The organism is Stenotrophomonas sp. 05N37 (genome assembly GCF_056397365.1).
The window spans coordinates 269,862-292,994 of record NZ_JBFTNG010000005.1 but is presented as its reverse complement, the minus strand read 5'-3'; the positions used below and the strand labels follow the sequence as shown (position 1 = coordinate 292,994).

The window sequence follows — 23,133 nt, the reverse complement described above, 5'->3', positions numbered from 1 at the left end:
CCGACCGTTGGTCGGCTGCCGCCAATCCCACGCGTAGAGCCGACCGTTGGTAGGCTGCCGCCAATCCCGCACGTAGAGCCGACCGTTGGTCGGCTATTGCCAATCCCAACGCGTAGAGCCGACCGTTGGTCGGCTATTGCCAATCCCACGCGTAGAGCCGACCGTTGGTCGGCTGCCGCCAATCCCACCCGTAGAGCCGACCGTTGGTCGGCTATTGCCAATCCCACGCGTAGAGCCGACCGTTGGTCGGCTGCACTCACATCGCACCTGGAGCAGCCGACCAACGGTCGGCGCTACGCGCGGCTTCGTTCAGCCGCCCCGGACCAGCGCCAGCTCCAACCCGATCCAGGCCAGGAACGCCACCACCAGCACCCCGCCCTCGCGACGGCTGATGGTGAGGTCACCCCGCAGCATCGGGTACAGCACCAGCACGAACGCGATCGCCGCCGGCAGTTCCAGGCGCACGAACGAGGCCGGCACCGCCAGCGGTCGCAGCGCGGCCATGCCGCCGACCACCACCAGCAGGTTGAACAGGCTTGAACCGATCACGTGGCCGAGCACCATGTCGCCCTGCCCACGCCGTGCCGCCGCGATCGCCGCGGCCACTTCCGGCAGCGCCGTGCCGATGGCCACCGGCAGCAGGCCGACCAGCAGCGGCGACCAGCCCAGGCCGGCGCCGAACACCGGCGCGGCCTGCACGATCCAGCGCGCGCCGTAGTACAGGCACAGCGCGGCGAACACCAGCCGCAGCACGTTGAGGAACAGCCCGGTGCGGGTCATCGCATAGCCGGCAATGGCCTCGCGCACCGGCTCGGATTCGCGCCGCGCCTGCCGCAGCAGGAACACCAGCACGGCCACGAAAGCGAGCAGCAGCAGCCCGCCCTCCCAGCGCGTCACCACGCCATCCAGGCCGAACACGATCAGGGCCAGGCTGGCCACGGCCAGCAGCACCAGCAACGGTGACAGCAAGCGGGCGCGGACCAGCAACGGGGCCGCCAGCGCGGCCAGGCCCAGGGTGAGCCCGACGTTGACGATGTTGCTGCCGACCGCGTTGCCGAGCGCCAGTTCTTCGGCCCCGACCACGAACGCGCGGGCGTTGACCACCAGCTCGGGCAGCGAGGTGCCGAAGGCCACCAGCAGCAGCCCGGCCACGAATGGCGAGGCGCCGAAGCGCTGGGCCAGGCCCGAGGCCGCCTTGACGATCGAGTCGCCGCCCAGCGCGAGCAGCAGCAATCCCAGCAGGAACCACGCGGTAGCAGCAATCATCGGCACATCCCCAGGCAGCAATGGCCCGATTCTAGAGCCAGCGCGCGCGCAGGGGGGTGAGGACACCGCCGACGCAGGGTGCAGCGGCGCGGCCCGCTCCGGGCACGCGCCGCCGCTGGCTTACGAGCAGCCTTCGACGTAGTCGACCTGGGGGGTCTGGCCGACCCGCCAGGCGGTGACATTGCCGTCGCCGCCGATCTCGAAGTTGATCAGCGCGCCCCCCTCGGTGGCCGGGCGCACCCGCAGGTTGTGACCCTTCTCGTCGTACTTGTGCGCGGTGACGTCGCCGCGATCGGGGTACAGCGTCTGCAACTGGCCCAGCGACATGCCGACCTTACCGCCGCCGGGTGCGACGATGCGGTCGTTGCGCACGTCGTAGCGGACCAGTCGCTTGCCTTCGATCATGAAGACCACGTCATCGGCCTGCGCGCCCTGCGGCCGCAGCGCGTGGCAGTAGTCGTCCGGAACCTCGCCCTGCAGCGGTTCCTTCCAGGCGGCCTGCACCTGCTCCAGGGTGCTGCCCAGGGCGACCGGGCCGTAGCCATCGAGCCGGGCCGGACCGGTCGCGGCGGCGGCGGCATCGGAGCCGGCAGCCGCCCCCTGTTCTGGCGCAGCGCCGGCAGCAGGCGCGGTCGGGGTCGGTGCCGGCGTGGCCGCATCGGCGTCCTTCGACGGGGTTTCCGGGCTGCGCGCGCAGCCACCCAATGCGAGCACGATAGCCAGTGCCAAAACGCTTCCCAGCTGCTTCATATGCGTGTCCTCCAGTCAGTGCCCGGCAGCCTAGCGCGATCGCCGTGCAGCGGCTGCATGCAGGAACGTGATTGTCATCGCGGTTTCACCTGCCGGGTTCAGGCTCGGCCTGCACCGCATCGACCCCACGCCCATGCAACCGCGCAAGACCGACCTCGCCCGCACCGCCCTGCAGGCCCACCGCGCGCCGCTGGACATGCGCCAGCGCCGCCTGCTGATCCTGTGCGACGGCCAGCGCGACCTGGCCCAGCTCACCGGCATGATCGGGCCGGAGGCCTCCGCCATGGTGATCCAGCTGATCCAGGCCGGGTACCTGGTGTCCAGCGCAGCGCTGGAAACGGCCACGCTGCCGGCGCCGCCCGGCGCGGCACCCGTGGCCGCGCCCGCCCCTGCCGAACGCCGTCGCTCGCTGGTGGCCGCGCGCATCTACCTGTTGGGCATCCTCGAACTGCAGCGCCACCCGCAGGCCGCCGCGCTGTTCCACGCCTTGCAGCGCGCGCGCAGCGACGAAGACGTCATCGCCTCGCTGCACACCGCCCTGAGGGCGCTGCCCGGGCTGACCTCGCCCGGGTATGCCGAGCGGGTGCGGCAGCGCGTGGTGGAGGCCATGCCGGATGCGCACGCCGCGCAGTTGGCCCATGCCGCGATCGCCACGGCCTGAGCAGGGTTCGCGACCCGTCGCCGGAACCCTGGATCACGCCACCGCGAGCGCGGCAATCAACGCCGCGGCCACGGCGGGGTCTTCCACGCAACGCAGGTTGTCCAGGTTGAGAACAGTGCCCTGCATCTGCGCATAACGGCGAAGACGGCGCATGAGGACCTTGGTGGTCGTGTCGTGCGGCGCGGCCGGCAACGCATCCAATGCGCGCCGCGCGCGCACCGCGACGTCCCGCACGTAGACATGGCGGGGGTCACGCGGTGGGACGACGTGGTCCAGCCGGCAGTTTTCGAAGGACACGTCGTCCAGGATGCAGCGGCTGAAATCGGCGTCCAGCTGGGCCGGTGCACCGGCGGCAACGAATCTCACGTCCTTCAACGTGCCTTCGAAGCGACACCCGGTGGTGGCGTGCGCGGGCATGTCGGTGTCCACGATCCGACAGTTGATGAACGTGCAGCGGTCGAGCATGCACTCATTGAACCGGCTCTGGCGGAAGTCGCACCGGTCGAAGACGCACTCGCGAAACACGGTGTCATTGAGCCCGCTGTTGCGGAAGTCCGCGCGGGTGAAGCGGCAGCCGGCCAGCTGGTTGCGGTGGAAAAAGCGGACACCGGAGAAATCGCAGTGCGCGAACGTTCCCCGCTGCACCCGGCACCCCTCGAAGATCGGCGCTGCCAGGTTCACGCCCTGCAGCGCCAGGTCGTCGATCTGCTCGTCCACGAAACGCGCACGAGGCGGCAGCGGCAGCGATGCCCCCGCCGCGTACAACATCGCCAACGCGGCCTTCGGCAACGCCGACGTCACGGGACGAAGTTCGCCTTCAGCCCCTTCCAGCACTGCTGGTAACCACGCTGCCGGTGCGCGGCGTCCATCGCCTGCGCGGTGGGGCGGATCACGCCACGCGTTTCAAACATGAAGGCCATGGTGTCCTTGATCACGTCCGGCTTGCTCAGGTCGGCCGCCGACGCCTTGTCGAAGGTCGCCGCATCCGGGCCGTGGCCACTCATGCAGTTGTGCAGCGAGGCGCCGCCGGGGACGAACCCCTCGGCCTTGGCATCGTAGGCACCGTGGATGAGGCCCATGAACTCGCTGGCGATGTTGCGGTGGAACCACGGCGGGCGGAACGTGTCCTGCGCCACCAGCCAGCGCGGCGGGAAGATGGCGAAGTCCATGTTGCTGGTGCCGGCGGTATCGCTGGGCGAATGCAGCACCAGGAAGATCGACGGGTCCGGATGGTCGTGGCTGATCGAGCCGATGGTGTTGAAGCGACGCAGGTCGTAGCGGTAAGGCGCGTAGTTGCCATGCCAGGCGACCACGTCCAGCGGCGAATGGTCGATGTCGGCACGCCACAGCTGCCCGCCAAACTTGGCGATCAGCTCGAAAGTAGCCTCGATGTTCTCGAAGGCGGCCTGCGGTGTTTCGAAATCGCGCGGATTGGCCAGGCCGTTGGACCCGATCGGCCCCAGGTCCGGCAGCTTCAGCAGCGCGCCGAAGTTTTCGCAGACGTAGCCACGTGCCTCACCGTCCGGCAGTTCGACCCGGAAGCGCACACCACGCGGGATCACCGCCACCTGCTGCGGCTCGATCTCGATCACGCCCAGCTCGGTGAGCAGGCGCAGGCGGCCCAGCTGCGGCACGATCAGCAGCTCGCCGTCGGCGTTGTAGAAGTAACGGCCCTGCATGTCGGCGTTGGCTGCGTACAGGTGGATGCCGACGCCATGGTGCGCATCGGGCGCGCCGTTGCCGCCCATGGTGTACAGGCCATCGATGAAATCGGTGGGGGTGCCGGGCAGCGGCAGCGGGTCCCAGCGCAGCTGGTTGGGCGACACCGGCCCGGCGGCGAAATCGCCGTGCAGGTGCGGCTGGGCGTACGCGCTGAATTCGCCGTGCGCCACCGCCGGGCGGATGCGGTACAGCCAGCTGCGCCGGTTGCTGCCGCGCGGTGCGGTGAACGCGGTGCCCGACAGCTGTTCGGCGTACAGGCCATGCGCAACCCGCTGCGGCGAATTGCGTCCTACCGGCAGCGCGCCGGGGACGGCCTCGGTGGCGAACTCGTTGCCAAAGCCGGTCTGGTAGCCGCGGGCGGTGATGGAGGTGCTCATCTGTGCGTGTCCTGGCGGAGCCTGGGAGGTGTGCAATGGGGGGCATTGAAGCAGCCGGGCAGCGCCCGGCGCGACGAGGTGGTCCGGCGCTGCGGACGCCGCGCCGGACCGATGCCGGGTGACGTTACAGCACGCCGCGCTTGATCTGGTCGCGCTCGATGCTTTCGAACAGCGCGGTGAAGTTGCCTTCGCCGAACCCTTCGTTGCCCTTGCGCTGGATGATCTCGAAGAAGATCGGGCCGATGCAGTTGGTGGTGAATATCTGCAGCAGCTTGCGCTGCTTGGTTTCCGGATCGGCGTCGATCAGGATCTTGTTCTTCGCCAGGCGCGCCACGTCTTCGCCATGCCCCGGCACGCGCATGTCGATCACGTCGAAGTAGGTGTCCGGCGTGTCGAGGAACTCCACGCCCTGGGCGCGCATCGCTTCCACGGTGTCGTAGATGTTGTCGGTGAAGCAGGCGATGTGCTGGATGCCCTCGCCCTTGTAGGCGTCGAGGTACTCGTTGATCTGGCTCTTCGGATCGGAGGATTCGTTGAGCGGGATGCGCACGATGCCGTCCGGGGCGGTCATCGCCTTGGACACCAGGCCGGTCTTGAGGCCCTTGATGTCGAAGTAGCGGATCTCGCGGAAGTTGAACAGGCGCTCGTAGTAGTCCGACCACTGCTGCATGTTGCCGAAATACAGGTTGTGGGTGAGGTGGTCGATGAAGGTCAGGCCGAACCCGGTCGGGCGCTGGTTGACGCCTTCGATCGGCGCGTAGTCGGCATCGAACATGCTGCCGGCCGCGCCGTAGCGATCCACCAGGTACAGCATGCAGTCGCCGATGCCCTTGATCACCGGCGCCGGCACGGCCTTGGATTCGGGCTTGAAGTCGATCGGCTCGGCACCGTTGCCCAGCGCCATCTGGTACACCTCATCACCCGGCTTCTTGAAGCGGATGGCGAAGCCGCAGGCGCAGGGACCGTGTTTGTCGGCGAAATCGGCAGCGAACGAGTCCGGCTCTTCGTTGACCAGGAAGTTGACGTCGCCCTGGCGGTAGACGGTAATCGCGCGGCGCTTGTGGCGCAGCACCGCGGTGAAGCCCATCTTGCGGAAGTAGTCGTGCAGTTCGGTGCCGCGGCCGGCCGGTGCGGCGAACTCGACGAACTCGAAACCGTCGATGCCCATCGGGTTTTCGAAGGTGGTGACCTGCATGCCCGGATCGGGTGCGTAGGACGCGGTGCTCAGTTGGCTGGTCATGATGTGGCTCCAAAGCAGGTCCGCAGCGGAAAAAACCAGGTGCGGGCGGAAGGCAGACCCGCGAGAATGCGGTGTCCGGAACTAAGGTTTATAGTTTCACATGAAACCACCATCAAGGTGCACCGCAGCATGAGCCCACCCGATCCCAGCAGCCACAGCATCCGCGCCTCGCACGCCCTGCTCGACCTGGAGCAGTTCCTGCCGTACCGGCTGAGCGTGCTGTCCAACCGGGTCAGCGGCAATATCGCCAAGCTGTACGGGGACCGCTACGGTCTGGCGATCCCGGAATGGCGGGTCATCACCATCCTGGCCCTGTACCCCGGCTCCTCGGCCAGCGAGGTATCCGACCGCACCGCGATGGACAAGGTGGCCGTCAGCCGCGCCGTGGCCAGACTGCTCGAGCGGGGCTTCATCAAGCGTGAAACCCACGGCGATGACCGCCGCCGCTCGGTGCTGGCGCTGTCGGCGGCCGGCTTCGAGGTGTACGAGACCATCGCCCCGCTGGTGATCGAGATCACCCGCAAGCTGATGTCCGTGCTGAGCGAGGAGGAGGAGCAGATGCTGGAAACGCTGATCCTGCGCCTGGCCGGGGAAGGCCTGCAGAAAATGGACCATGGCTGAGCCCGGCGACGCCCCCGCAGGGGCGTTGCGGGTCAGCTCAGGTGCTTGCGCCGGGCATGTACCCAGGGCGCGGCCAGCGCGCCGATGGCGCCACCGGCGAACGCCAGCGAGGCGGCCACCACCGCCGCTTCGATGGCGTTGGGCAGGGCCAGCGCGGCCAGCACCAGCAGCGCCGTCGGCAGGCCGATGAAGGTGGCCATGAAGTAGCCCCAGCGCGGCGCCCAGGTGCCGACCTGGAGCAGGCTCACCGGCATCCAGGTTTCGGCCGAGGCGTCCTGCTGGACCTTGGCGGCGACCTTGGTCAGGTCCACTTCCACCGGCCCCTTGCCGGTGCGCGCGGTGGCCAGCATCTGCACCACCTCCTCCACCGGTGGGAATGAGGTCGGCCATGTCCCCGGCGCCGCGACCCCGTAGGCGGTCAGCAAGGGCACGCTGATCCACGGCGCCAGCAGCGGGCGCAGCTTGCGCCGGTCGAGCACGCACCACAGCTGGCTCACCCCGTTGGCGACCACGCCATACAGCGCCAGTTGGCCCGGCTCCGGATAGGGCAGCAGGTGCACGCGCGCGGCCATGCTGTCGTAGCCCATCTGGCGCAGGAAGCCGGGGCGGGTGCGCCCTTCGTGCGCCCAGGCCAGGCCCAGCGCGGCCACCAGGTAGGCCTCGGCCGGGTCCTTGGCACCCGCGCTGGCGCGATCGTCGCTGGCCAGGAAGAACGCCAGCGACTTGGGCTCGTCCACGTCGCCACTGTCCCAGCGCCCGGTATCGCCCAGCACGTGCTTGAGCGGCAGCCGCGCCGGGGAGGTCTCGGCCTTGGCCGCGTTGTGCAGGAACGGCAGCACCGACAGCACGAAGCCCTGCAGGTCCACCGCCCGCACCCCGCTGCCCTGCCACTCGGCCGGCAGCACGCCGGCCAGGTCCGGGGTGCGCGCCAGCATGTCCAGCTGGGTTTTCTGCTCGACCAGTTTCTGCACCGCGGCCTTGAGCAGCACGTTGTCCGGCACGGCCACCAACGGCAGGCGGTAGCGGATCGCGCCGGGGGCGGGCGTGTCGGCGGCGGCGGTCTCGCCAGCGCCGTGGTCGTCGAGCAGGACGTCCACCGGCGGCAGGCTCACGCCAGCCGGTGCCTCGAGGGTGGTATCGGAAGTGCTGTCGCTGGTGCCCGGCTGCATGCGTATCGATCCGTCGGTTGTGCGCCACGAACTGCGCGGCATGAGGTCCTTGGGGATAGCGGCAGGCAGGCGCGGAAGTTGAGGGCGGGTTCCGGCAGCGCGGCCAATGATGCGACCATGGCCGCTTGATCAGGGACGAGGCAGGGCGCGCCAATGCATTCCGGAACGAGGCGATGGGCCGGTTGCACCCTGCTGCTTGCAGGCATTCTCACGCCAGGAGGGGCGATGGCATTTTTTTCAAAGACGCTGTATCTGTTTTCCGAAGTGCATGGCACGGTGCTGTTGAACGGGCAGCCGGTGCCGGGCGTCGAAGTGGCGCAGGACTACCACTGGCACTGGGGCGAACAGAAGCGCAGCACGACCGTGACCACCGATGCGCAGGGGCGCTTCCACTTTGCGGAAGTGACCGGAACGTCGTGGACCGCCAATCTGCTGCCCCACCAGCCGGTGATCATGCAGACCATCACCCTGCGCTACTTGGGCAAGGAATACAGCGGCTGGAGCCACGGCAAGGACAACTACGACCGGCTGGGCGAAGTGGCCGGCCGGCCGCTGCAGCTGGTCTGCGACCTGGCCGACGACGCAGTGGCCCGTCCGGAGCTGAGAACCTTCGGCATCTGCACGCTGCGTTGAGCAGGCGAGCCACGGCCATGAACGCACAACGGATCCGCTTGACCTGCCTCACGCTGCTGCTGGCGGGACTCCTCACACCAGGATGGGCAATGGCCTTTTCAAAGACGCTGTATCTGTTCTCCGAAGTGCACGGCACCGTGCTGCTGAACGGGCAGCCGGTGCAGGGCGTCGAAGTGGAGCAGGACTACCACTGGCACTGGGGCGAACAGAAGCGCACCACGACCGTGACCACCGATGCGCAGGGCCGCTTCCACTTCGCGGAAGTGACCGGAACGTCGTGGACGGCCGGACTGCTGCCGCATGAGCCGGTCATCGTCCAACGCCTCACGCTGCGTTACCAGGGCAAGGAGCACACGGGCTGGTTCATGGCCAAGCACAACTACGACCGGCTGGGCGAAGTGAAGGGTCGGCCGTTGGCGTTGGTGTGCGACCTCGCGCACGAGGCGGTCGCCCATCCCGACACCGAAACCTTCGGCATCTGCGTGCTGAAGTAGCTCGACTCCCTGCAGCACGCGACAAAAAAAAGCCGCGGAATCCGCGGCTTTTCTGCTTACGGCGCCTTGGGCGCCCAGTCCTTCATGAAGGCGAAGAACCGCGTGCGGTTGTAGCCCTTGGGCTGCCCCTTGTCGGCCTCCAGCTCGCCGGTGAACTGCGAATGCAGCAACGTGCCGTCGGCGTCGAGCACGAACAGGTGCGGGTAGCCCTTGATCGCCGGGAACTGCGACAGGAACGCCGCATTCTCGTTGTCTTCGCTGTAGTTGACCTTCATCCACACGAAGTGGGCGTCGCGGAAGCTGCGGATCTCCGCATCGCCTTCGATGAAGGCATCCATCAGGTGGCACCACGAGCACCACTCGCCGCCCACGTCCAGCACGATCCGCTTGCCACCGCGCTGGGCCTCGACCTTGGCCGTGGCCAGGTCGGCGACCGGATCACGGCCCGGGTCGAACTGCGCGTTGAGCGCGGCGATGGCCGCGACATCGGCCGCGGCCGGGGTGTTGCCCGAGGCGACCGGTTCGCCGGGATCGGCGACCGCTGCCTTCTGCGGCGTGGTGTCCACCGGCTGCGCAGGCGCAGCGGTGGGCGCCGACGATGGCGAGCAGGCGGCCAGCAGGGCGGCCACGATCATCGAATAGCCCCAGGCTTGCATGCGCATCGGGGACCTCACTTGACGCCGTGCATCAGCTTGTTGATCTGCGGGGCGAGCAGGAACAGCAGCACGCCGGAGATGATCAACGCCCAGAAGCCGAAGGTGTAGCCCTTCAGCGCCGATTCGACGGTCATGCCGCCTTCGCCGCTGACCACGCCGGCGAAGATGCCCGACAGGTTGTTGCCGATGCCGGTGGACAGGAACCAGCCGCCCATGCCGAAGCCGACCAGGCGCACCGGTGCCAGCTTGGTCACCATCGACAGGCCGATCGGCGACAGGCACAGCTCACCCACCGACTGGATGACGTAGACCATGAACAGCGTCCAGAACGGGATCTTGCCATCCACCACCATGCTCGACAGCGCCAGCATCAGCAGTGCGAACGCCGCGCCGTTGAACAGCAGGCCCAGGCCGAACTTGCGCGGGATCGACGGGTTGGCGCGGCCCAGCTTGATCCAGATCCAGGCGATGATCGGGGCCAGGGTGATGATGGCCACCGAGTTGACCGACTGGAACCAGGCGGTCGGGAAGGTCCAGCCGCCGAGATTACGGTTGACGATCTCATCGGCCAGGAAGGTGAACGAGCTGCCGGCCTGCTCGAAGAACATCCAGAACATCACGTTGAAGACGAAGATGATCAGCATGGCGATCACGCGGTCGCGCTGGACCTTACCCTCCCGGATGCCTTCGACCAGCAGCAGCACGCCGAGGGCGATGAACATCACGCCCAGGATCCAGGCCAGCGCGGTGGCGCCGGTGGACAGCAGGAAGTAGGCGACCGGGATGGCGACGAGGGCACCGACGAACACCATGACGATGCGGCCGAAGCCTTCGGCACCGACCGGCGGTGCGCCGATGCCCTTCAGGCCGGCACGACCGATGTAGAACCACACCAGGCTGATCAGCATGCCGATGCCCGAGGCGATGAAGACCATCTTGTAGGACGGCATCGCCTGGGTACCGAAGACCTGCTCGGCCAGGTACTGGGTGAGCACCGGGGCGATCATCGCGCCGATGTTGATGCCCATGTAGAAGATGGTGAAGCCCGAGTCGCGGCGCTCATCCTTCAGGCCGTAGAGCTTGCCGACCATGGTGGAGATGTTGGGCTTGAACAGGCCGTTGCCGATGATGATCGTGGCCAGGCCCAGCTCGAACACTTCCTTGTTCGGCATGGCCACCATGAACAGGCCGGCGGCCATGATCACCGCCCCGGTAAGGATCGAGCGCTGGTACCCCAGCACCCGGTCGGCGACGTAGCCACCGAAGATGGCCGCGGCATAGACCAGCGCCAGGTAGGCACCGTAGGTCCGGCTGGCGGCGGCCTGGCCGGCCGCGTCGCCTTCGAAGAACTGCGACACGATGTACAGCACCAGCGCCCAGCGGATGCCGTAGAACGCGAAGCGCTCCCAGAATTCGGTCATGAACAGCATCCACAGCGGGCGCGGGTGGCCCATCGTGGTCTTGAACTCCGGCAGCGCCGGATCGGGGACGGATTTCGCGGCGGCGTCTACGCTCATGCGGGATTCCTGGGTTCGGTGGAAGACATGCACGTCCGATGTGCGAAACAGCGCGGGAGAATCCCAGACCAACGGCGTTCACGTCAAATACACGCCGATTCCTGCAACTGCCGGCACGGTCGCTGAACTTGCATCTGCAACCACCGGCCGGCCCCGCCAGCGCAGCAACGGCGGGGCCTCTCGCACCGTACGGCGGATGCGCTCGACAAATATGAATAGGCTTATTCGTGCACCGGCCGGATCAGGCGTCCGGCGGCATCGGGTCGTCGTTGCGGATCGTGGTGCGCACCTGGAACAGCTCCGGGAAGAAGGTCAGCTCCAGCGCCTGGCGCAGGAACCCCACCCCGCTGGAGCCGCCGGTACCGCGCTTGAAGCCGATCACCCGCATCACCGTGCGCATGTGGCGGAAGCGCCACAGCTGGAAGGCGGTCTCCAGGTCCACCAGGTCCTCGCACAGGGCGTACTCGCGCCAGAAGCGGTCGGTGTTCTGGTAGATCCGCTCGAAGACCGGGTGCAGGGCATCGTCGGCCACGTGCGGCTGGCGCCAGTCGCGGCCGGTGTACGCGGCCGGGACCGGGTGGCCGAAGCGCGCCAGGTAGCGCAGGAATTCCTCGTACAGGCTCGGCGCGTCCAGCACCTCCTGCAGCTGCGCCTGGCCGGCCGGGTCGTGCGAGAACACCTGCAGCATCTGCGCGTTCTTGTTGCCCAGCAGGAACTCGATGTAGCGGTACTGCAGCGACTGGAAGCCCGAGGACGGGCCCAGCACGTCGCGGAAGCCCATGTACTCCGAGGGAGTCAGGGTTTCCAGCACCGACCACTGCTCGGTCAACTGGCGCAGCACCTGCTTGCTGCGCGCCAACACCTTGCGGCACTGCCAGACCTCATCGCGCTGCAGGAAGCCGATCGCCGCGCGCAGTTCGTGGGCCAGCAGCTTCAACCACAGCTCGGAGGTCTGGTGCTGGATGATGAAGAGCATCTCATCGTGGTGCGGCGGGTTGGACAGCGGCTGCTGGGCGCTGAGCAGCTGGTCCAGCCGCAGGTAGCCGCCGTAGGTCAGGCGCCCCTCCAGATCGGTGTGGATACCGGCTTCGAGGTCGCGTTGGTTCTTCTCGACGGACATGGCGTGGGCCAAATGAGGGGGTCAAAGGGTAGCGCAGAGCATGCGCTCCCGGGCGGCGGGCACCCTACGCCGCCGTGTGGTGCCAGGCCTGGCCGCGATTTCTGCGCGGGCAGGCCGCCCACGGCTGCCGCCTGACCGGCCCCGCCAGCACCCGCTCATGCCCGGTTGCAGCAACTGAATACGTTGCAGTCATTGGCATTTCGAACCCCCGATGGGGTATATCGGCGTAATGTCCACCGGGACACTTGCTGCGCCGCAGGACGGCTTTTTCGTACGCCTTCCTTAACATGGCAATTCATATCATTTGTAACTTCCTGTCGAAGGTGCAGTACGCAATGACGGTTGCCGCTGAGTTCAAGATCGAATACCTCCAGTACCTGGACACGGACGGCATGCTCGTCCGCGATGACCTGCCCGAGGCGCTGCGCGACCCGCGCGCGCTGCTGCCCATGTTCAAGCAGATGCTGTTCGTGCGCGTGTTCGACGGCAAGTCGATCGCGTTGCAGCGCACCGGCAAGCTGGGCACCTACGCCGCCTGCCTGGGCCACGAAGCCGCGCACGTGGGTATTGGCGCCTCGATGCAGAAGGACGACGTGTTCGCGCCGTCCTACCGCGAGTACGGCGCGATGTTCATGCGTGGCGTGCGCCCCCGCGACGTGCTGATGTACTGGGGCGGCGACGAGCGTGGCAACGACTACGGCGGCAACGCGGCCAAGGACTTCCCGTTCTGCGTGCCGATTTCCACCCAGTGCCTGCACGCCGCCGGCGCCGCGCTGAAGTTCAAGCTCAACAACGAGAAGCAGATCGCGGTCGCGGTGTGCGGCGATGGCGGCAGCTCCAAGACCGACTTCTACGCTGCGCTCAACTCCGCCGGTGCCTACAAGCTCCCGCTGATCCTGTGCATCGTCAACAACGGCTGGGCCATCTCGGTCCCGCGTTCGGCCCAGACCGGTGCCGAAACGCTGGCGCAGAAGGGCCTGGCCGGTGGCCTGTTCTGCCTGCAGGTGGACGGCAACGACCTGATCGCGGTGATGGCCGCCATGCTGCAGGCGCGCGAGCGCGCGCTGGCCGGCGACGGTGGCACGGTGCTGGAACTGATGACCTACCGCCTGTCCGACCACACCACCGCCGATGACGCGCGCCGCTACCGCGATGACGCCGAGGTGAAGGATGCCTGGCAGCGCGAGCCGATGCTGCGCCTGCGCAAGTACCTCACCCATGCCGGTGTGTGGAGCGAGGCGGAGGAAGCGGCGTGGACCGCCGAGTGCGGCAAGCGCGTGGACGAGGAAGTGAACCTCTACCTCAACACCCCGGTGCAGCCGGTCGAGGCGATGTTCGACTTCCTCTACGCCGATCCGCCGCAGGACCTGCTGGCCCAGCGTGCGCAGGCGATCGCCCTGGAGCAGCGCCATGGATGAGATCAAGAACGGCGCCTCCGGCGCGCAGACCAACGCCGCCGACAGCGCCGCCGTCGCGCGCGGAGAACAGAGCATGACCACCACCCCGATCACCCTCATCGAAGCCATCACCCAGGCCCTGGCCTGGGAGCTGGAGCACGACAAGTCGGTGCTGGTGCTGGGCGAGGACGTGGGCGTCAACGGCGGCGTGTTCCGCGCCACCGCCGGCCTGCAGCAGCGCTTCGGCGCCGACCGCGTCCTGGACACCCCGCTGGATGAAACCACCATCGCCGGCCTGACCATCGGCCTGGCCGCGCAGGGCATGAAGCCGGTCGCCGAAGCCCAGTTCGACGGCTTCATGTACCCGATGGTGGACCACATCATCTGCCACGCCGCGCGCCTGCGTTACCGCACCCGTGGCCGCCTGCACTGCCCGATGGTGCTGCGCGTGCCGTGGGGCGGTGGCATCCGCGCCCCGGAACACCACAGCGAAGCCAACGAATCGATCTTCACCAACGTGCCGGGCCTGCGCGTGGTGCTGCCGTCGTCCCCGCAGCGTGCCTACGGCCTGCTGCTGGCCGCGATCCGCGAGCCGGATCCGGTGATCTACATGGAGCCCAAGCGCATCTACCGCCAGTACAAGGAAGTGGTCGTCAACGACGGCGAAGCCTTGCCGCTGGACGTGTGCTTCGTGCTGCGCGATGGCACCGACGTGACCCTGGTGACCTGGGGTGCGCAGGTGAAGGAAGCGCTGGAAGCGGCCGACAAGCTGGCCGGCGAAGGCATCAGCGCCGAAGTGATCGACGTGGCCACGCTGCGCCCGCTGGACTTTGCCACCATCGCCGAATCGGTGGCCAAGACCGGCCGCTGCGTGATCGTGCAGGAAGCGCCGAAGACCGCGGGCTTCGGTGCGGAAATCGCCGCGCGCCTGGCCGAGGAATCGCTGTACGACCTGTTGGCACCGGTCGAGCGCGTCACCGGCTATGACACCCACATTCCGCTGTTCCGCCTGGAAATGAAGTACCTGCCCAGCGTGGACCGGATCGTGAGCGCGGCCAAACGCGCCATTGCGGCAGGCTGACGTGCGGGCCCGCCTCCTAGGCCCGTACCGCAGCCAGTACCCCAACCCGCTCCGGTTCCGCACCGGCCAGATCGTCGAACTCGGTGTTCGTGACGAGGAATGGCCGGCGTTTGCCTGGGTACGCACCGATGACGGGCGTGCCGGCTGGGCACCGGTGGCGTGGTTGCAGTTGCTGGACGATGGTCGCGCAGAAGCCCTGCGCGACTATGACGCCCGCGAACTGGACGTGGACAGCGGTGAACTGGTCAAACTGCATCATGAACACGGTGGCTGGTGGTGGTCCGAGCGCGCGAACGGCGCGACGGGTTGGCTGCCGGCCCGCGATCTCGAACTGCTGGAAGAGAACTGCACATGAGTGAGAACAAGAATTTCCACCTGCCCGACCTCGGCGAAGGCCTCCCCGATGCAACCATCGTGGAATGGTTCGTCAAGGTCGGCGACGTGATCGAGCTGGATGCGCCGCTGGTCTCCATGGAGACCGCCAAGGCCGTGGTTGAAGTGCCTTCCCCGTTCTCGGGCAAGGTGCTGAAGCTGGCCGGTGGCGAGGGCGACATCATCCCGACCGGCAGCGTGCTGGCCCAGTTCGAACTGGACCCGAACCTGCCGCAGCGCGCCGATGGCCAGGATACCGGCCACGGCCACGGCCACGCCGCCCCGGCCCCCACCCCGAGTACCGGCCAACCTGCGGCCGCGCACCCGGACAAGGTGGTCGCCTCCGATGACGGTGGCGAGATCGCCAAGCCCGCCGCCGAGCGCGATGACGCCGGCACCGTGGTCGGCGCGATGCAGAGCTCCAACGCCGTGCACGCCGAGCAGGCGGTTGCGGTCGGCGGGGTCAAGGCCGTGCCGGCCGTGCGTGCCACCGCGCGCAAGCTCGGCGTGGACCTCAGCCGCGTGCGTGCCACCGGCGCCGACGGCGCGGTGACCATGGCCGACGTCAAGCAGGCCGCCGCCGATGGCAGCGCGAAGATCGGTGCCGCCCCCGCGCAGGCCGCCGTTGCCGCACCCGTGGCCGCACCGGCAGCGGCTACCCGCCCGTCCGAATCGCGTACGCCGCTGTCGGCAGCCGGCCGCCCGATGCGCACGCAGCCGCCGGGCGTGGTCGCCAAGGGCCAGCCGGAACCGCTCAAGGGCGTGCGCCGCAACATGGCCCGGGTCATGGCCGACGCGCACAGCAAGGTCGTACCGACCACGCTGAACGACGACGCCGACATCCACGCCTGGGTGCCCGGCAATGACGTCACCGCGCGCCTGGTGCGCTCGATCGTGGTGGCCTGCCAGAAGGTGCCCGCCTTGAATGCCTGGTTCGACGGCGACGCGCTCACCCGCACGCTGCACAACCAGGTGGACATCGGCATCGCGGTGGACACCGACGATGGCCTGTTCGTGCCCGCCCTGCGCAATGCCGACATGCTCGACGCGCGCGGCATCCGCGAAGGCGTGAACCGCCTGCGCGAACAGGTGGAATCGCGCTCGATCGCCGCTTCCGAGCTGAGTGGCTACACCATCTCGCTGTCCAACTTCGGCATGTTCGCCGGCCGCTACGCGACCCCGGTGGTGGTGCCGCCGTGCGTGGCCATCGTCGGTGCCGGTCGCGCCCGCCACCAGATGACCCCGGTGATGGGCGGCGTGGAAGCGCACAAGGTCATCCCGCTGTCGGTCACCTTCGACCATCGCGCCGCCACCGGCGGCGAAGCGGCGCGCTTCCTGCGCGCGATGATGGATGACCTGGCGCTGGCCAGCTGATGTGGTAACTGCCGACCACGGGTCGGCAGGCAATGAGGAAGACGACAACGGCCACCGCACGGTGGCCGTTGTCGTTTGCGGACCATGGGCCGCGCTCTCGCGATGCGGCCGCAGCGATCACCGACAACGGCGGTCGATGGGATCCAACCACCCGGCGGGGTGCTTCGACGGCAGGGTCGGATCCCCATCCACCGCCCGTGACCCTCCGTCGCCCGGTAATGCGCGGAACTAAAACGGCGAGGGCGGATCAGGCCAACTGCGCCGAATCGATCACCTGCACGCCCGGACGCGGCTCCAACGCCGCCTCCAGCATCGCCGCGGTGATGTTTCCGGCCGGATTGATCCGCCAGGCGCGCGGCAGCACGGGGCCGAGCGCGCCCAGTACCACGCCGGCCAGGTGTTCGCCCGTGCGCCGCTCGGCGCGCTCGCCGCCGATCAGGCCCGGCCGTACCAGAGTCAATGACGGGTAGCCCAGGCCGCGCAGGTCCTGCTCCAGCCGGCCCTTGACCTGGTTGTAGAAGATCCGCGACTGCGCATTGGCGCCCATTGCCGAGTTCAGCACGAACGCCTGCGCGCCGTGCGCCTGGGCCAGGGTGGCCACCTGCAAGGGGTAGTCGTGGTCGATCCGGGCAAACATCTCGCGGCTGCCGGCCTGCTTGATCGTACTGCCCAGCGCGCAGACCACCGCATCCACCGCCCACCAGTCGGCGTCCACCGGCAGCGCGGCAAAGTCCACCACCGGGTTGAGCAGGACCGGATCGGCCACGGCCAGCGGCCGCCGGGTCGGGGCCACCACCGCATCGCAGCGGGCATCGTCGAGCAGCTGCTGCAGCACCTGCCCGCCGACCAGGCCGGTCGCGCCTACCAGCATCACCTTCATCGCACGCTCCTGCCTTCAGATTGCCTACCATCGTGGCATACCGGCCGTGGCGGGAGGGCGCGTTCAAGCCTGCCTGCGCCGCGCCGATACTGTTCCAACCTCCCTACCGCCCCGGCGACCGACGCCGGTCATCCGCCAAGGACCTGCCGCATGACCGACCCGCACGACGCTCCTCCCAGCCCCGGCACCGCCGTGGGCCGGCTGCTGTCGCGGCGCCAGGCCGATACCCGCGTGATCGATGCGGCGAGCGCGCAGGCGCCCGGCCCCAAGGGCGGCACCAGCGCCATGCTGCAGCGCCTGTTCGCCGGCATCGACAGCCCCGAGCCGCTGCTGGCCGCCTTCGCCAATGGCATGTCCACCCTGCCCGGCGAACTCGGCGACATGGGCCTGCGCCTGCAGTCGGCCCAGCGCAGCGCCGACTGGGTGAGCTACGGCCGGGCCATGCGCCAGCTGATCGACAAGTACATCCGCACCATCGAGCAGGACAGCCCCGACGGCCAGCCCGACAGCGTGCGCCTGCGCGAGCTGCTGCGGCATACCCTCGGGGTGACCGTGGCCAGCCTGCTGCAGAACATGCCCGAGCTGAAGGACGAGCCGGTGCAGATCGCCGCCGAGCTGCGCCATTGGCACCCCGGCCAGCCGCTGCAGCCGCTGGAACTGCGCCTGCGCGAGCTGACCCACCAGATCGGCGTGCGCAGCGATGGCTGGCAGGAACAGCAGGAGCTGCTGTTGAGCCTGTTCGACCTGCTGCTGGACAACATCGGCGAGCTGCTCGACGACAGCAGCTGGCTGCACGGCCAAGTGCATGCGGTGCGCGAACTGATCGGCGGGCCGCTGGACCGCGAGTCGGTCGAGCAGGCGCGGATCAACCTGCGTGAAGTTATCTACAAGCAGGGCCTGCTCAAGCAGGGCATCAGCGAGTCCAAGGCGGCGATGAAGCACCTGATGGGCGGCTTCATCGAACGCCTCGACGGGATGGCGGTCAGCACCGGCGAATACCACGACCGGATCAGCAGCTACGCGTTGGCGCTGCGCGAAGCGCGCAGCATCGCCGACCTCAACCAGCTGCTGCAGGACGTGCTGCAGGACACCACCCGTGTGCAGGAACAGGCACTGCAGGCGCGTGACCACCTGGGCAATGCGCGCCGCGACGTGGAACAGGCCGAGGCCCGCATCGCCGAGCTGGAGCAGGAACTGCGCGACGTCTCCGGGCTGGTCCGGACCGATCCCCTGACCGGCGCACTGAACCGGCGCGGGTTCGACGAGCTGGTGGAACGCGAGCTGGCCCGGGCCGGCCGCCACGCACACCCGCTGGCGCTGGCCCTGATCGACCTGGATGACTTCCACCAGACCAATGCCGCGCACGGCCATGCCGGCGGCGACGCAGTGCTGCGCCACCTGGTCGCGGTGTGCCAGCTGCACCTGCGCAGCACCGATGCGATCGCCCGCCTCGGCGGCGACGAGTTCGTGCTGCTGCTGCCGGAAACCCCCGGCGCGGACAGCATGTCCACCCTGTTGCGCCTGCAGCGCTCGCTGGCCCAGCGCCCGCTGCAGCTGGACGAACAGCGCGTACCGGTGCATTTCAGCGCCGGCGTGGCGCAGTGGCTGCCGGGCGAAAGCGCCGATGCGCTGCTGCGGCGTGCCGATGCGGCGCTGTATGCGGCCAAGCGGGTCGGCAAGAACCGCGTGCAGGCAGCGGACGCGCCGCCATGATCGTCGCTGCGCTGTGATATCTGCAGCGGCGGTGCGAATCATCCCGGTATGCCCATGAAGACCACCGCCGCCGACCCGCGCACCCAGTTCTCCCGCCTGCTCGAGCAGCACCGCGGGATCGTGCTGAAGATCGCGCGCGGCTACTGCGCCCACCAGGAAGACCGGCTCGACCTGATCCAGGAGATCAGCGTGCAGGCCTGGGATGCGTTCGACGGCTTCAACCCGGCCCGCGCACGCTTTTCGACCTGGCTGTACCGGGTGGCCTTGAACGTGGCGATCTCGCAACTGCGCCGCCAGCAGCTGCGCCAGCGCCACCATGCGCCGCTGGACGAGGAGGCGTTGCCGGCCGATGGGGCCGCGCCGGCCGAACAACGGCACGCCCTGCGCCAGCTGGACGCGGCGATCCACGCCCTGCCGCCGCTGGACCGGGCGCTGATGCTGCTGCACCTGGACGACTACGACCACCGCCAGATCGCCGACATCCTCGGCATCAGCAGCGCCAACGTCTCCACCCGGCTGCACCGGCTGCGCCAGCAGCTGCGCGCGCGTTTCGACCCCACCCCCTGAGGACATGCCGATGCAGACCACCGATCCGCTCAAGCAGATGTGGCAGCAGCACGCCACCCGCGGCGATGGCGAGGACGCCGCCGCGCTGGAGGCGTGGCGCCGCCACCGCCAGCACGCCGCGCAGCGCCAGTTGTCCGCTTTCGGGGCGATGCAGGTGATGCGGTTGCTGTTCTGGCTGGCGCTGGCGATCTACTGCGGCAGCATCTGGTGGCCGCGGCCACCGCTGGCGGTCATGCTCAGCGCGATGGCCCTGCATGCCTACTGCGTGGCGGTGATCATCGCCAGCGCGGCACGCTTGCACCTGCGCCGGCAGCTGCATGCCGACCAGCCGGTGCTGGACCAGTCGCGGAATCTGGCGGCGTTGCGCCTGCAGACCGCCGCCGGCGAACTGCTGCTCGGCCTGCCCTGGTGCTGGCTGTGGCTGGCGGTGCCGGTGCTGGTGGCCTGGCAGGCGTGGGGCGTGGACCTGTCGGTGTTTGCCACGCGCTGGTTGCTGATCTCGCTGGTGGCCGGAGCGGCGCTGATGACCGCCCTGCTGGTCCTGGCGCGGCGCTGGCATCGGCGCGCTCCGCAGTCGCCACGCCTGCAGCGCGCCCTCGACGCCTTGTCCGGTCGTCGCCTGGCCCGCGCGCGTGCGGAACTGGATGCAGTGCGGGCCTGGAAGGCCGGCTGACCCGCCGCGCGTGTGGATAGCGTCACCGCGCAACGGCGGCGCGCCACGACGGCCAGCGCCGCCGCGCCAGGCGCGGCGCCGCCACCCTCAATGCGCGGCTTGCTTGCCGCGCAGCTTCTGGATGCCGGTCACCGCGGCCAGCACGATCGCGCCGGCGACCACGCCGACCAGCATGTTGCCCACCGCGTTGACCAGCCAGCCCCAACGGCCTTCGCCACCAAGTTCCAGCACCAGGTGGTGCAGGGCCGGCACGTTGTGCACCAGGATGCCGCCACCCACCAGGAACATCGCCGCCGTGCCGGCCACCGACAGGAATTTCATCAGCCACGGCGCGGTCACCAGCAGCCCACGGCCGATCGCCGCCAGCGCCGCACCCTTGCGCGACAGGTACAGGCCGACGTCGTCCAGCTTCACGATACCGGCCACCAGGCCGTACACGAACACCGTCATCGCCAGGGCGATGATCACCAGCGCGGTGACCTGGTTGAGGAACGGCGACGCGGACACCACGCCGAGTGACAGCACGATGATCTCGGCCGAGAGGATGAAGTCGGTACGCACCGCGCCCTTCACCTTGTCCTTCTCCCACGCGACCATGTCCACCTTTTCATCGGCCAGCGCCTTGAGCCGCGCGGCCTTCTGCTGGGCATCTTCTTCCTGCGAATGCAGGAAGCGGTGCGCCAGCTTCTCCACGCCTTCGTAGCAGAGGAACGCGCCGCCGATCATCATCAGCGGCACCACGATCGGCACCGGGTAGCCCTTGCCGCGCAGCCAGGCCTCCAGCGCGCTGATCGCCAGCGCGGCCGGCACCAGGATCGCCTTGTTGACCAGCGAGCCCTTGGCCACCGCCCAGACCACCGGCAGTTCGCGGTTGGCGTTGACCCCGGTCACCTGCTGCGCGTTCAGCGCCAGGTCGTCGCCGAGCACGCCGGCGGTCTTCTTGGCCGCGACCTTGGTCAGGACCGACACATCGTCCAACAGCGCGGCAATGTCATCGAGCAACGCAAACAGGCTGGCACCGGCCATGGCAATCCAATAGATCAAGCGGGAGCGTGGATTCTGCCCGATCCGGGGTATGGGGCGGTAGCGGCCGGCGGATTCACCGGCCCACCACCCCCTCCCGGCGACACTGCCGGTGATCCCTTTGCTGGAGCCCTGCTTGAATACCACGCCTGTCGCCCCCGGTACGCCGTCGCTGGTCAAGGGCATGAACCGCCGCAGCCAGATCCTGCGCCTGCTGCTGCGGTACCGCCATTCGGGGGTGTTTTCGGGTATGAACCTGGATGCGCGGGCGATGCAGGACCTGCCGCCGGAGGGCAACCCGGAGCAGTTCGTCACCGACCTGGAATCGCTGGGCCCCACCTTCGTCAAGCTCGGCCAGATGCTCTCCACCCGCCCGGACATGGTGCCGGTGGAGTTCGCCACGGCGCTGGAGCGGATGCAGGAGAAGGTCGCGCCGATCCCGGTCGAGCGCATCTCCACCATCATCGAACAGGAACTGGGGGCACCGGTCTCCAAGCTGTTCGCCAGCTTCGACCCGGTGCCGCTGGGCTGCGCGTCGATCGCCCAGGTGCACCGCGCCCAGCTGCATGACGGCCGCGAGGTGGCGGTCAAGGTGCAGAAACCGGAGGTGGCCGCCCAGCTGCGCTCGGACCTGGAGGTGCTGCGCAGCTTCGCGCTGGCCGCCGACCACCTCACCCAGGTCGGCCGTCGCGTGCGCCTGCGCGACTGGCTCAACGAGTTCGCCAAGACCCTGATGCAGGAGCTGGACTACCAGGCCGAGGCCGAGAACCTGCAGCGCTTCGGCCAGCACCTCAAGCCGTTCAAGCCGCTGTGGGTGCCGCAGCCGATCTGGGACTACTGCAGCCACCGCGTGCTGACCATGGAGCTGGCCCACGGCGTGCGCGTGGACATGATCCCCGACGTGCGCCGCACCGAGCAGCCGATGGCACCCCTGGCGGCGGCGCTGATCCGCGGCTATGTCGACCAGATCTTCGTGCACGGCGAGATCCATGCCGACCCGCACCCGGGCAACCTGCGGGTCACCCCGGAGGGGCGCCTGGCGATCTTCGACCTGGGCATGGTCGCGCACATGCCGCCGCGGCTGCGCGAGCGCCTGCTCAAGCTGCTGTTCGCCGCGGTGGACGGGCGCGGCGAGGAAGTGGCCGATGAGATCATCGGCATCAGCACGCGGCTGGAATCCTTCGACGAGGAGCGCTACCTGCGCGAAACCGGGCAGATGATCGCCCGTTACGCCGCCAACACCAGCTACTCCGAAGGCCGCGTGGTGCTCGACCTGGTCCGCATCGCCACCGCCAGTGGCCTGCGCACGCCGCCGGAGCTGAGCCTGCTCGGCAAGGCCCTGCTCAACCTGGAAACCGTGTGCCGGCTGCTGTCGCCGGACCTGGATACCCGTCGTATCGTGGAGAAACAGCTGCAGCACGTGATGCGTGCGCGGCTGAAGAAATCGTTGTCGGCGGCCAACCTGGCCAGCGAGGCGATGGAGATGCAACAGCTGCTGCGCGAAGGCCCGCGCAAGATGTCCGACATCCTCGCGCTGCTGGCCGAGAACCGCCTGCAGATGAAGGTGACCGGGCTCGAAGAATCGCGGTTGATGGAGAACCTGCAGAAGATCGCCAACCGCGTGTCTGCCGGCATCGTCACCGCGGCGCTCATTCTCGCCGCGGCGATGATGATGAAGGTGGAGACAGGCTGGCACCTGTTCGGTTATCCAGCCATTGCCTTCATGCTGATGTTCATCGGGGTCTTCCTTGGCCTCGGCATCGTGCTGAGCGCCTTGATCTTCGATCGTCGCGCACGTTCGAAGGAAGAGCGCGGGCACCGCTGACG

Annotated in this window: 23 protein-coding genes; 12 read left to right on the top strand and 11 right to left on the bottom strand. The window is 68.4% G+C overall.

All coding sequences use genetic code 11. From position 1 onward, the window contains the following. Nucleotides 1–309: 309 nt before the first annotated feature. Together AC1DGC_RS15610 and AC1DGC_RS15605 are read right to left on the bottom strand one after the other, a co-directional pair. Nucleotides 310–1,266 carry a sodium:calcium antiporter gene (locus AC1DGC_RS15610; protein ID WP_478048307.1) on the bottom strand — a complete coding sequence of 319 codons (957 nt, stop codon included), beginning with the start codon at nucleotides 1,264–1,266 and terminating at the stop codon, nucleotides 310–312. 120 nt (nucleotides 1,267–1,386) lie between these two features. Further along, nucleotides 1,387–1,995 (bottom strand): hypothetical protein, encoded by a 609-nt coding sequence (locus AC1DGC_RS15605; RefSeq protein ID WP_478048306.1) that lies wholly within the window; start codon nucleotides 1,993–1,995, stop codon nucleotides 1,387–1,389. A 154-nt stretch (nucleotides 1,996–2,149) separates the two neighbouring features. On the opposite strand from AC1DGC_RS15605, the gene AC1DGC_RS15600 reads away from it, so the two are divergent. Continuing rightward, nucleotides 2,150–2,677 (top strand): hypothetical protein, encoded by a 528-nt coding sequence (locus AC1DGC_RS15600; RefSeq protein WP_478048305.1) that lies wholly within the window; start codon nucleotides 2,150–2,152, stop codon nucleotides 2,675–2,677. A 33-nt stretch (nucleotides 2,678–2,710) separates the two neighbouring features. On the opposite strand, the gene AC1DGC_RS15595 is transcribed toward AC1DGC_RS15600, so the two are convergent. The 3 genes from AC1DGC_RS15595 to hppD all read right to left on the bottom strand — a co-directional run bounded on the left by AC1DGC_RS15595 (nucleotide 2,711) and on the right by hppD (nucleotide 5,971). Then, a complete protein-coding gene (locus tag AC1DGC_RS15595) occupies nucleotides 2,711–3,478 on the bottom strand; it encodes a pentapeptide repeat-containing protein (RefSeq protein WP_478048304.1) in 768 nt (255 codons plus the stop codon). Then, complete coding sequence (gene hmgA, locus AC1DGC_RS15590; RefSeq protein WP_478048303.1) at nucleotides 3,475–4,776, bottom strand: homogentisate 1,2-dioxygenase; 1,302 nt, start codon at nucleotides 4,774–4,776, stop codon at nucleotides 3,475–3,477. The genes AC1DGC_RS15595 and hmgA overlap by 4 nt, the downstream gene beginning before the upstream one ends. Before the next feature lie 124 nt (nucleotides 4,777–4,900). Beyond that, on the bottom strand, nucleotides 4,901–5,971 hold the full coding sequence (hppD, locus tag AC1DGC_RS15585; protein WP_449335450.1) for a 4-hydroxyphenylpyruvate dioxygenase: 1,071 nt from the start codon (nucleotides 5,969–5,971) through the stop codon (nucleotides 4,901–4,903). 174 nt (nucleotides 5,972–6,145) lie between these two features. Between hppD and AC1DGC_RS15580 the strand changes: the two genes are divergently transcribed. Next, the gene (locus AC1DGC_RS15580) at nucleotides 6,146–6,637 is read left to right on the top strand and encodes a MarR family winged helix-turn-helix transcriptional regulator (RefSeq protein ID WP_478048302.1); all 492 of its coding nucleotides are present in this window, start codon (nucleotides 6,146–6,148) and stop codon (nucleotides 6,635–6,637) included. A 32-nt stretch (nucleotides 6,638–6,669) separates the two neighbouring features. Here the strand turns inward: AC1DGC_RS15580 and AC1DGC_RS15575 are convergent, their stop codons facing one another. Further along, a complete protein-coding gene (locus AC1DGC_RS15575) occupies nucleotides 6,670–7,806 on the bottom strand; it encodes a hypothetical protein (protein WP_478048301.1) in 1,137 nt (378 codons plus the stop codon). Nucleotides 7,807–8,031: 225 nt separating this feature from the next. Here AC1DGC_RS15575 and AC1DGC_RS15570 point away from each other — a divergent pair, with 225 nt between their 5' ends. After that, nucleotides 8,032–8,439, top strand: coding sequence for a DUF6795 domain-containing protein (locus AC1DGC_RS15570; protein WP_449335433.1), 408 nt, complete (start codon nucleotides 8,032–8,034; stop codon nucleotides 8,437–8,439). A gap of 89 nt (nucleotides 8,440–8,528) precedes the next feature. Next, a complete protein-coding gene (locus AC1DGC_RS15565; protein ID WP_394164777.1) occupies nucleotides 8,529–8,933 on the top strand; it encodes a DUF6795 domain-containing protein in 405 nt (134 codons plus the stop codon). 56 nt (nucleotides 8,934–8,989) lie between these two features. Here the strand turns inward: AC1DGC_RS15565 and AC1DGC_RS15560 are convergent, their stop codons facing one another. From AC1DGC_RS15560 to AC1DGC_RS15550, 3 genes are all read right to left on the bottom strand, one after another. Continuing rightward, on the bottom strand, nucleotides 8,990–9,595 hold the full coding sequence (locus AC1DGC_RS15560; RefSeq protein WP_478048300.1) for a thioredoxin family protein: 606 nt from the start codon (nucleotides 9,593–9,595) through the stop codon (nucleotides 8,990–8,992). A gap of 8 nt (nucleotides 9,596–9,603) precedes the next feature. Continuing rightward, a complete protein-coding gene (locus AC1DGC_RS15555) occupies nucleotides 9,604–11,106 on the bottom strand; it encodes a peptide MFS transporter (protein ID WP_259208865.1) in 1,503 nt (500 codons plus the stop codon). Nucleotides 11,107–11,347: 241 nt separating this feature from the next. Next, nucleotides 11,348–12,226: a tryptophan 2,3-dioxygenase gene (locus tag AC1DGC_RS15550; protein ID WP_259208864.1), complete on the bottom strand. Its 879-nt coding sequence runs from the start codon at nucleotides 12,224–12,226 to the stop codon at nucleotides 11,348–11,350. A 335-nt stretch (nucleotides 12,227–12,561) separates the two neighbouring features. Here AC1DGC_RS15550 and pdhA point away from each other — a divergent pair, with 335 nt between their 5' ends. From pdhA to AC1DGC_RS15530, 4 genes are read left to right on the top strand one after another with little or no spacing between them, the layout of a single operon-like run. Then, on the top strand, nucleotides 12,562–13,644 hold the full coding sequence (pdhA, locus tag AC1DGC_RS15545; protein WP_259208862.1) for a pyruvate dehydrogenase (acetyl-transferring) E1 component subunit alpha: 1,083 nt from the start codon (nucleotides 12,562–12,564) through the stop codon (nucleotides 13,642–13,644). After that, a complete protein-coding gene (locus AC1DGC_RS15540; RefSeq protein ID WP_478048299.1) occupies nucleotides 13,637–14,704 on the top strand; it encodes an alpha-ketoacid dehydrogenase subunit beta in 1,068 nt (355 codons plus the stop codon). Before pdhA ends, AC1DGC_RS15540 begins: the two co-directional genes overlap by 8 nt. 1 nt (nucleotide 14,705) lies before the next feature. Further along, nucleotides 14,706–15,059, top strand: a complete 354-nt coding sequence (locus AC1DGC_RS15535) for an SH3 domain-containing protein (RefSeq protein WP_259208857.1) — start codon at nucleotides 14,706–14,708, stop codon at nucleotides 15,057–15,059. Further along, nucleotides 15,056–16,450 (top strand): dihydrolipoamide acetyltransferase family protein, encoded by a 1,395-nt coding sequence (locus AC1DGC_RS15530; RefSeq protein WP_478048298.1) that lies wholly within the window; start codon nucleotides 15,056–15,058, stop codon nucleotides 16,448–16,450. Before AC1DGC_RS15535 ends, AC1DGC_RS15530 begins: the two co-directional genes overlap by 4 nt. A gap of 247 nt (nucleotides 16,451–16,697) precedes the next feature. On the opposite strand, the gene AC1DGC_RS15525 is transcribed toward AC1DGC_RS15530, so the two are convergent. After that, nucleotides 16,698–17,330 (bottom strand): NAD(P)H-binding protein, encoded by a 633-nt coding sequence (locus AC1DGC_RS15525; RefSeq protein WP_394164773.1) that lies wholly within the window; start codon nucleotides 17,328–17,330, stop codon nucleotides 16,698–16,700. Between the two features lie 150 nt (nucleotides 17,331–17,480). Here AC1DGC_RS15525 and AC1DGC_RS15520 point away from each other — a divergent pair, with 150 nt between their 5' ends. From AC1DGC_RS15520 to AC1DGC_RS15510, 3 genes are read left to right on the top strand one after another with little or no spacing between them, the layout of a single operon-like run. After that, nucleotides 17,481–19,043, top strand: coding sequence for a GGDEF domain-containing protein (locus AC1DGC_RS15520; protein WP_259208848.1), 1,563 nt, complete (start codon nucleotides 17,481–17,483; stop codon nucleotides 19,041–19,043). A gap of 48 nt (nucleotides 19,044–19,091) precedes the next feature. Beyond that, on the top strand, nucleotides 19,092–19,610 hold the full coding sequence (locus AC1DGC_RS15515; protein ID WP_478048297.1) for an RNA polymerase sigma factor: 519 nt from the start codon (nucleotides 19,092–19,094) through the stop codon (nucleotides 19,608–19,610). A gap of 10 nt (nucleotides 19,611–19,620) precedes the next feature. Continuing rightward, the gene (locus AC1DGC_RS15510) at nucleotides 19,621–20,283 is read left to right on the top strand and encodes a hypothetical protein (RefSeq protein WP_478048296.1); all 663 of its coding nucleotides are present in this window, start codon (nucleotides 19,621–19,623) and stop codon (nucleotides 20,281–20,283) included. Nucleotides 20,284–20,370: 87 nt separating this feature from the next. Here the strand turns inward: AC1DGC_RS15510 and AC1DGC_RS15505 are convergent, their stop codons facing one another. Then, nucleotides 20,371–21,309, bottom strand: a complete 939-nt coding sequence (locus AC1DGC_RS15505) for a DUF808 domain-containing protein (RefSeq protein ID WP_259208977.1) — start codon at nucleotides 21,307–21,309, stop codon at nucleotides 20,371–20,373. 181 nt (nucleotides 21,310–21,490) lie between these two features. On the opposite strand from AC1DGC_RS15505, the gene AC1DGC_RS15500 reads away from it, so the two are divergent. Further along, a complete protein-coding gene (locus AC1DGC_RS15500; protein ID WP_259208976.1) occupies nucleotides 21,491–23,131 on the top strand; it encodes an ABC1 kinase family protein in 1,641 nt (546 codons plus the stop codon). The last annotated feature ends 2 nt before the right edge of the window (nucleotides 23,132–23,133 follow it).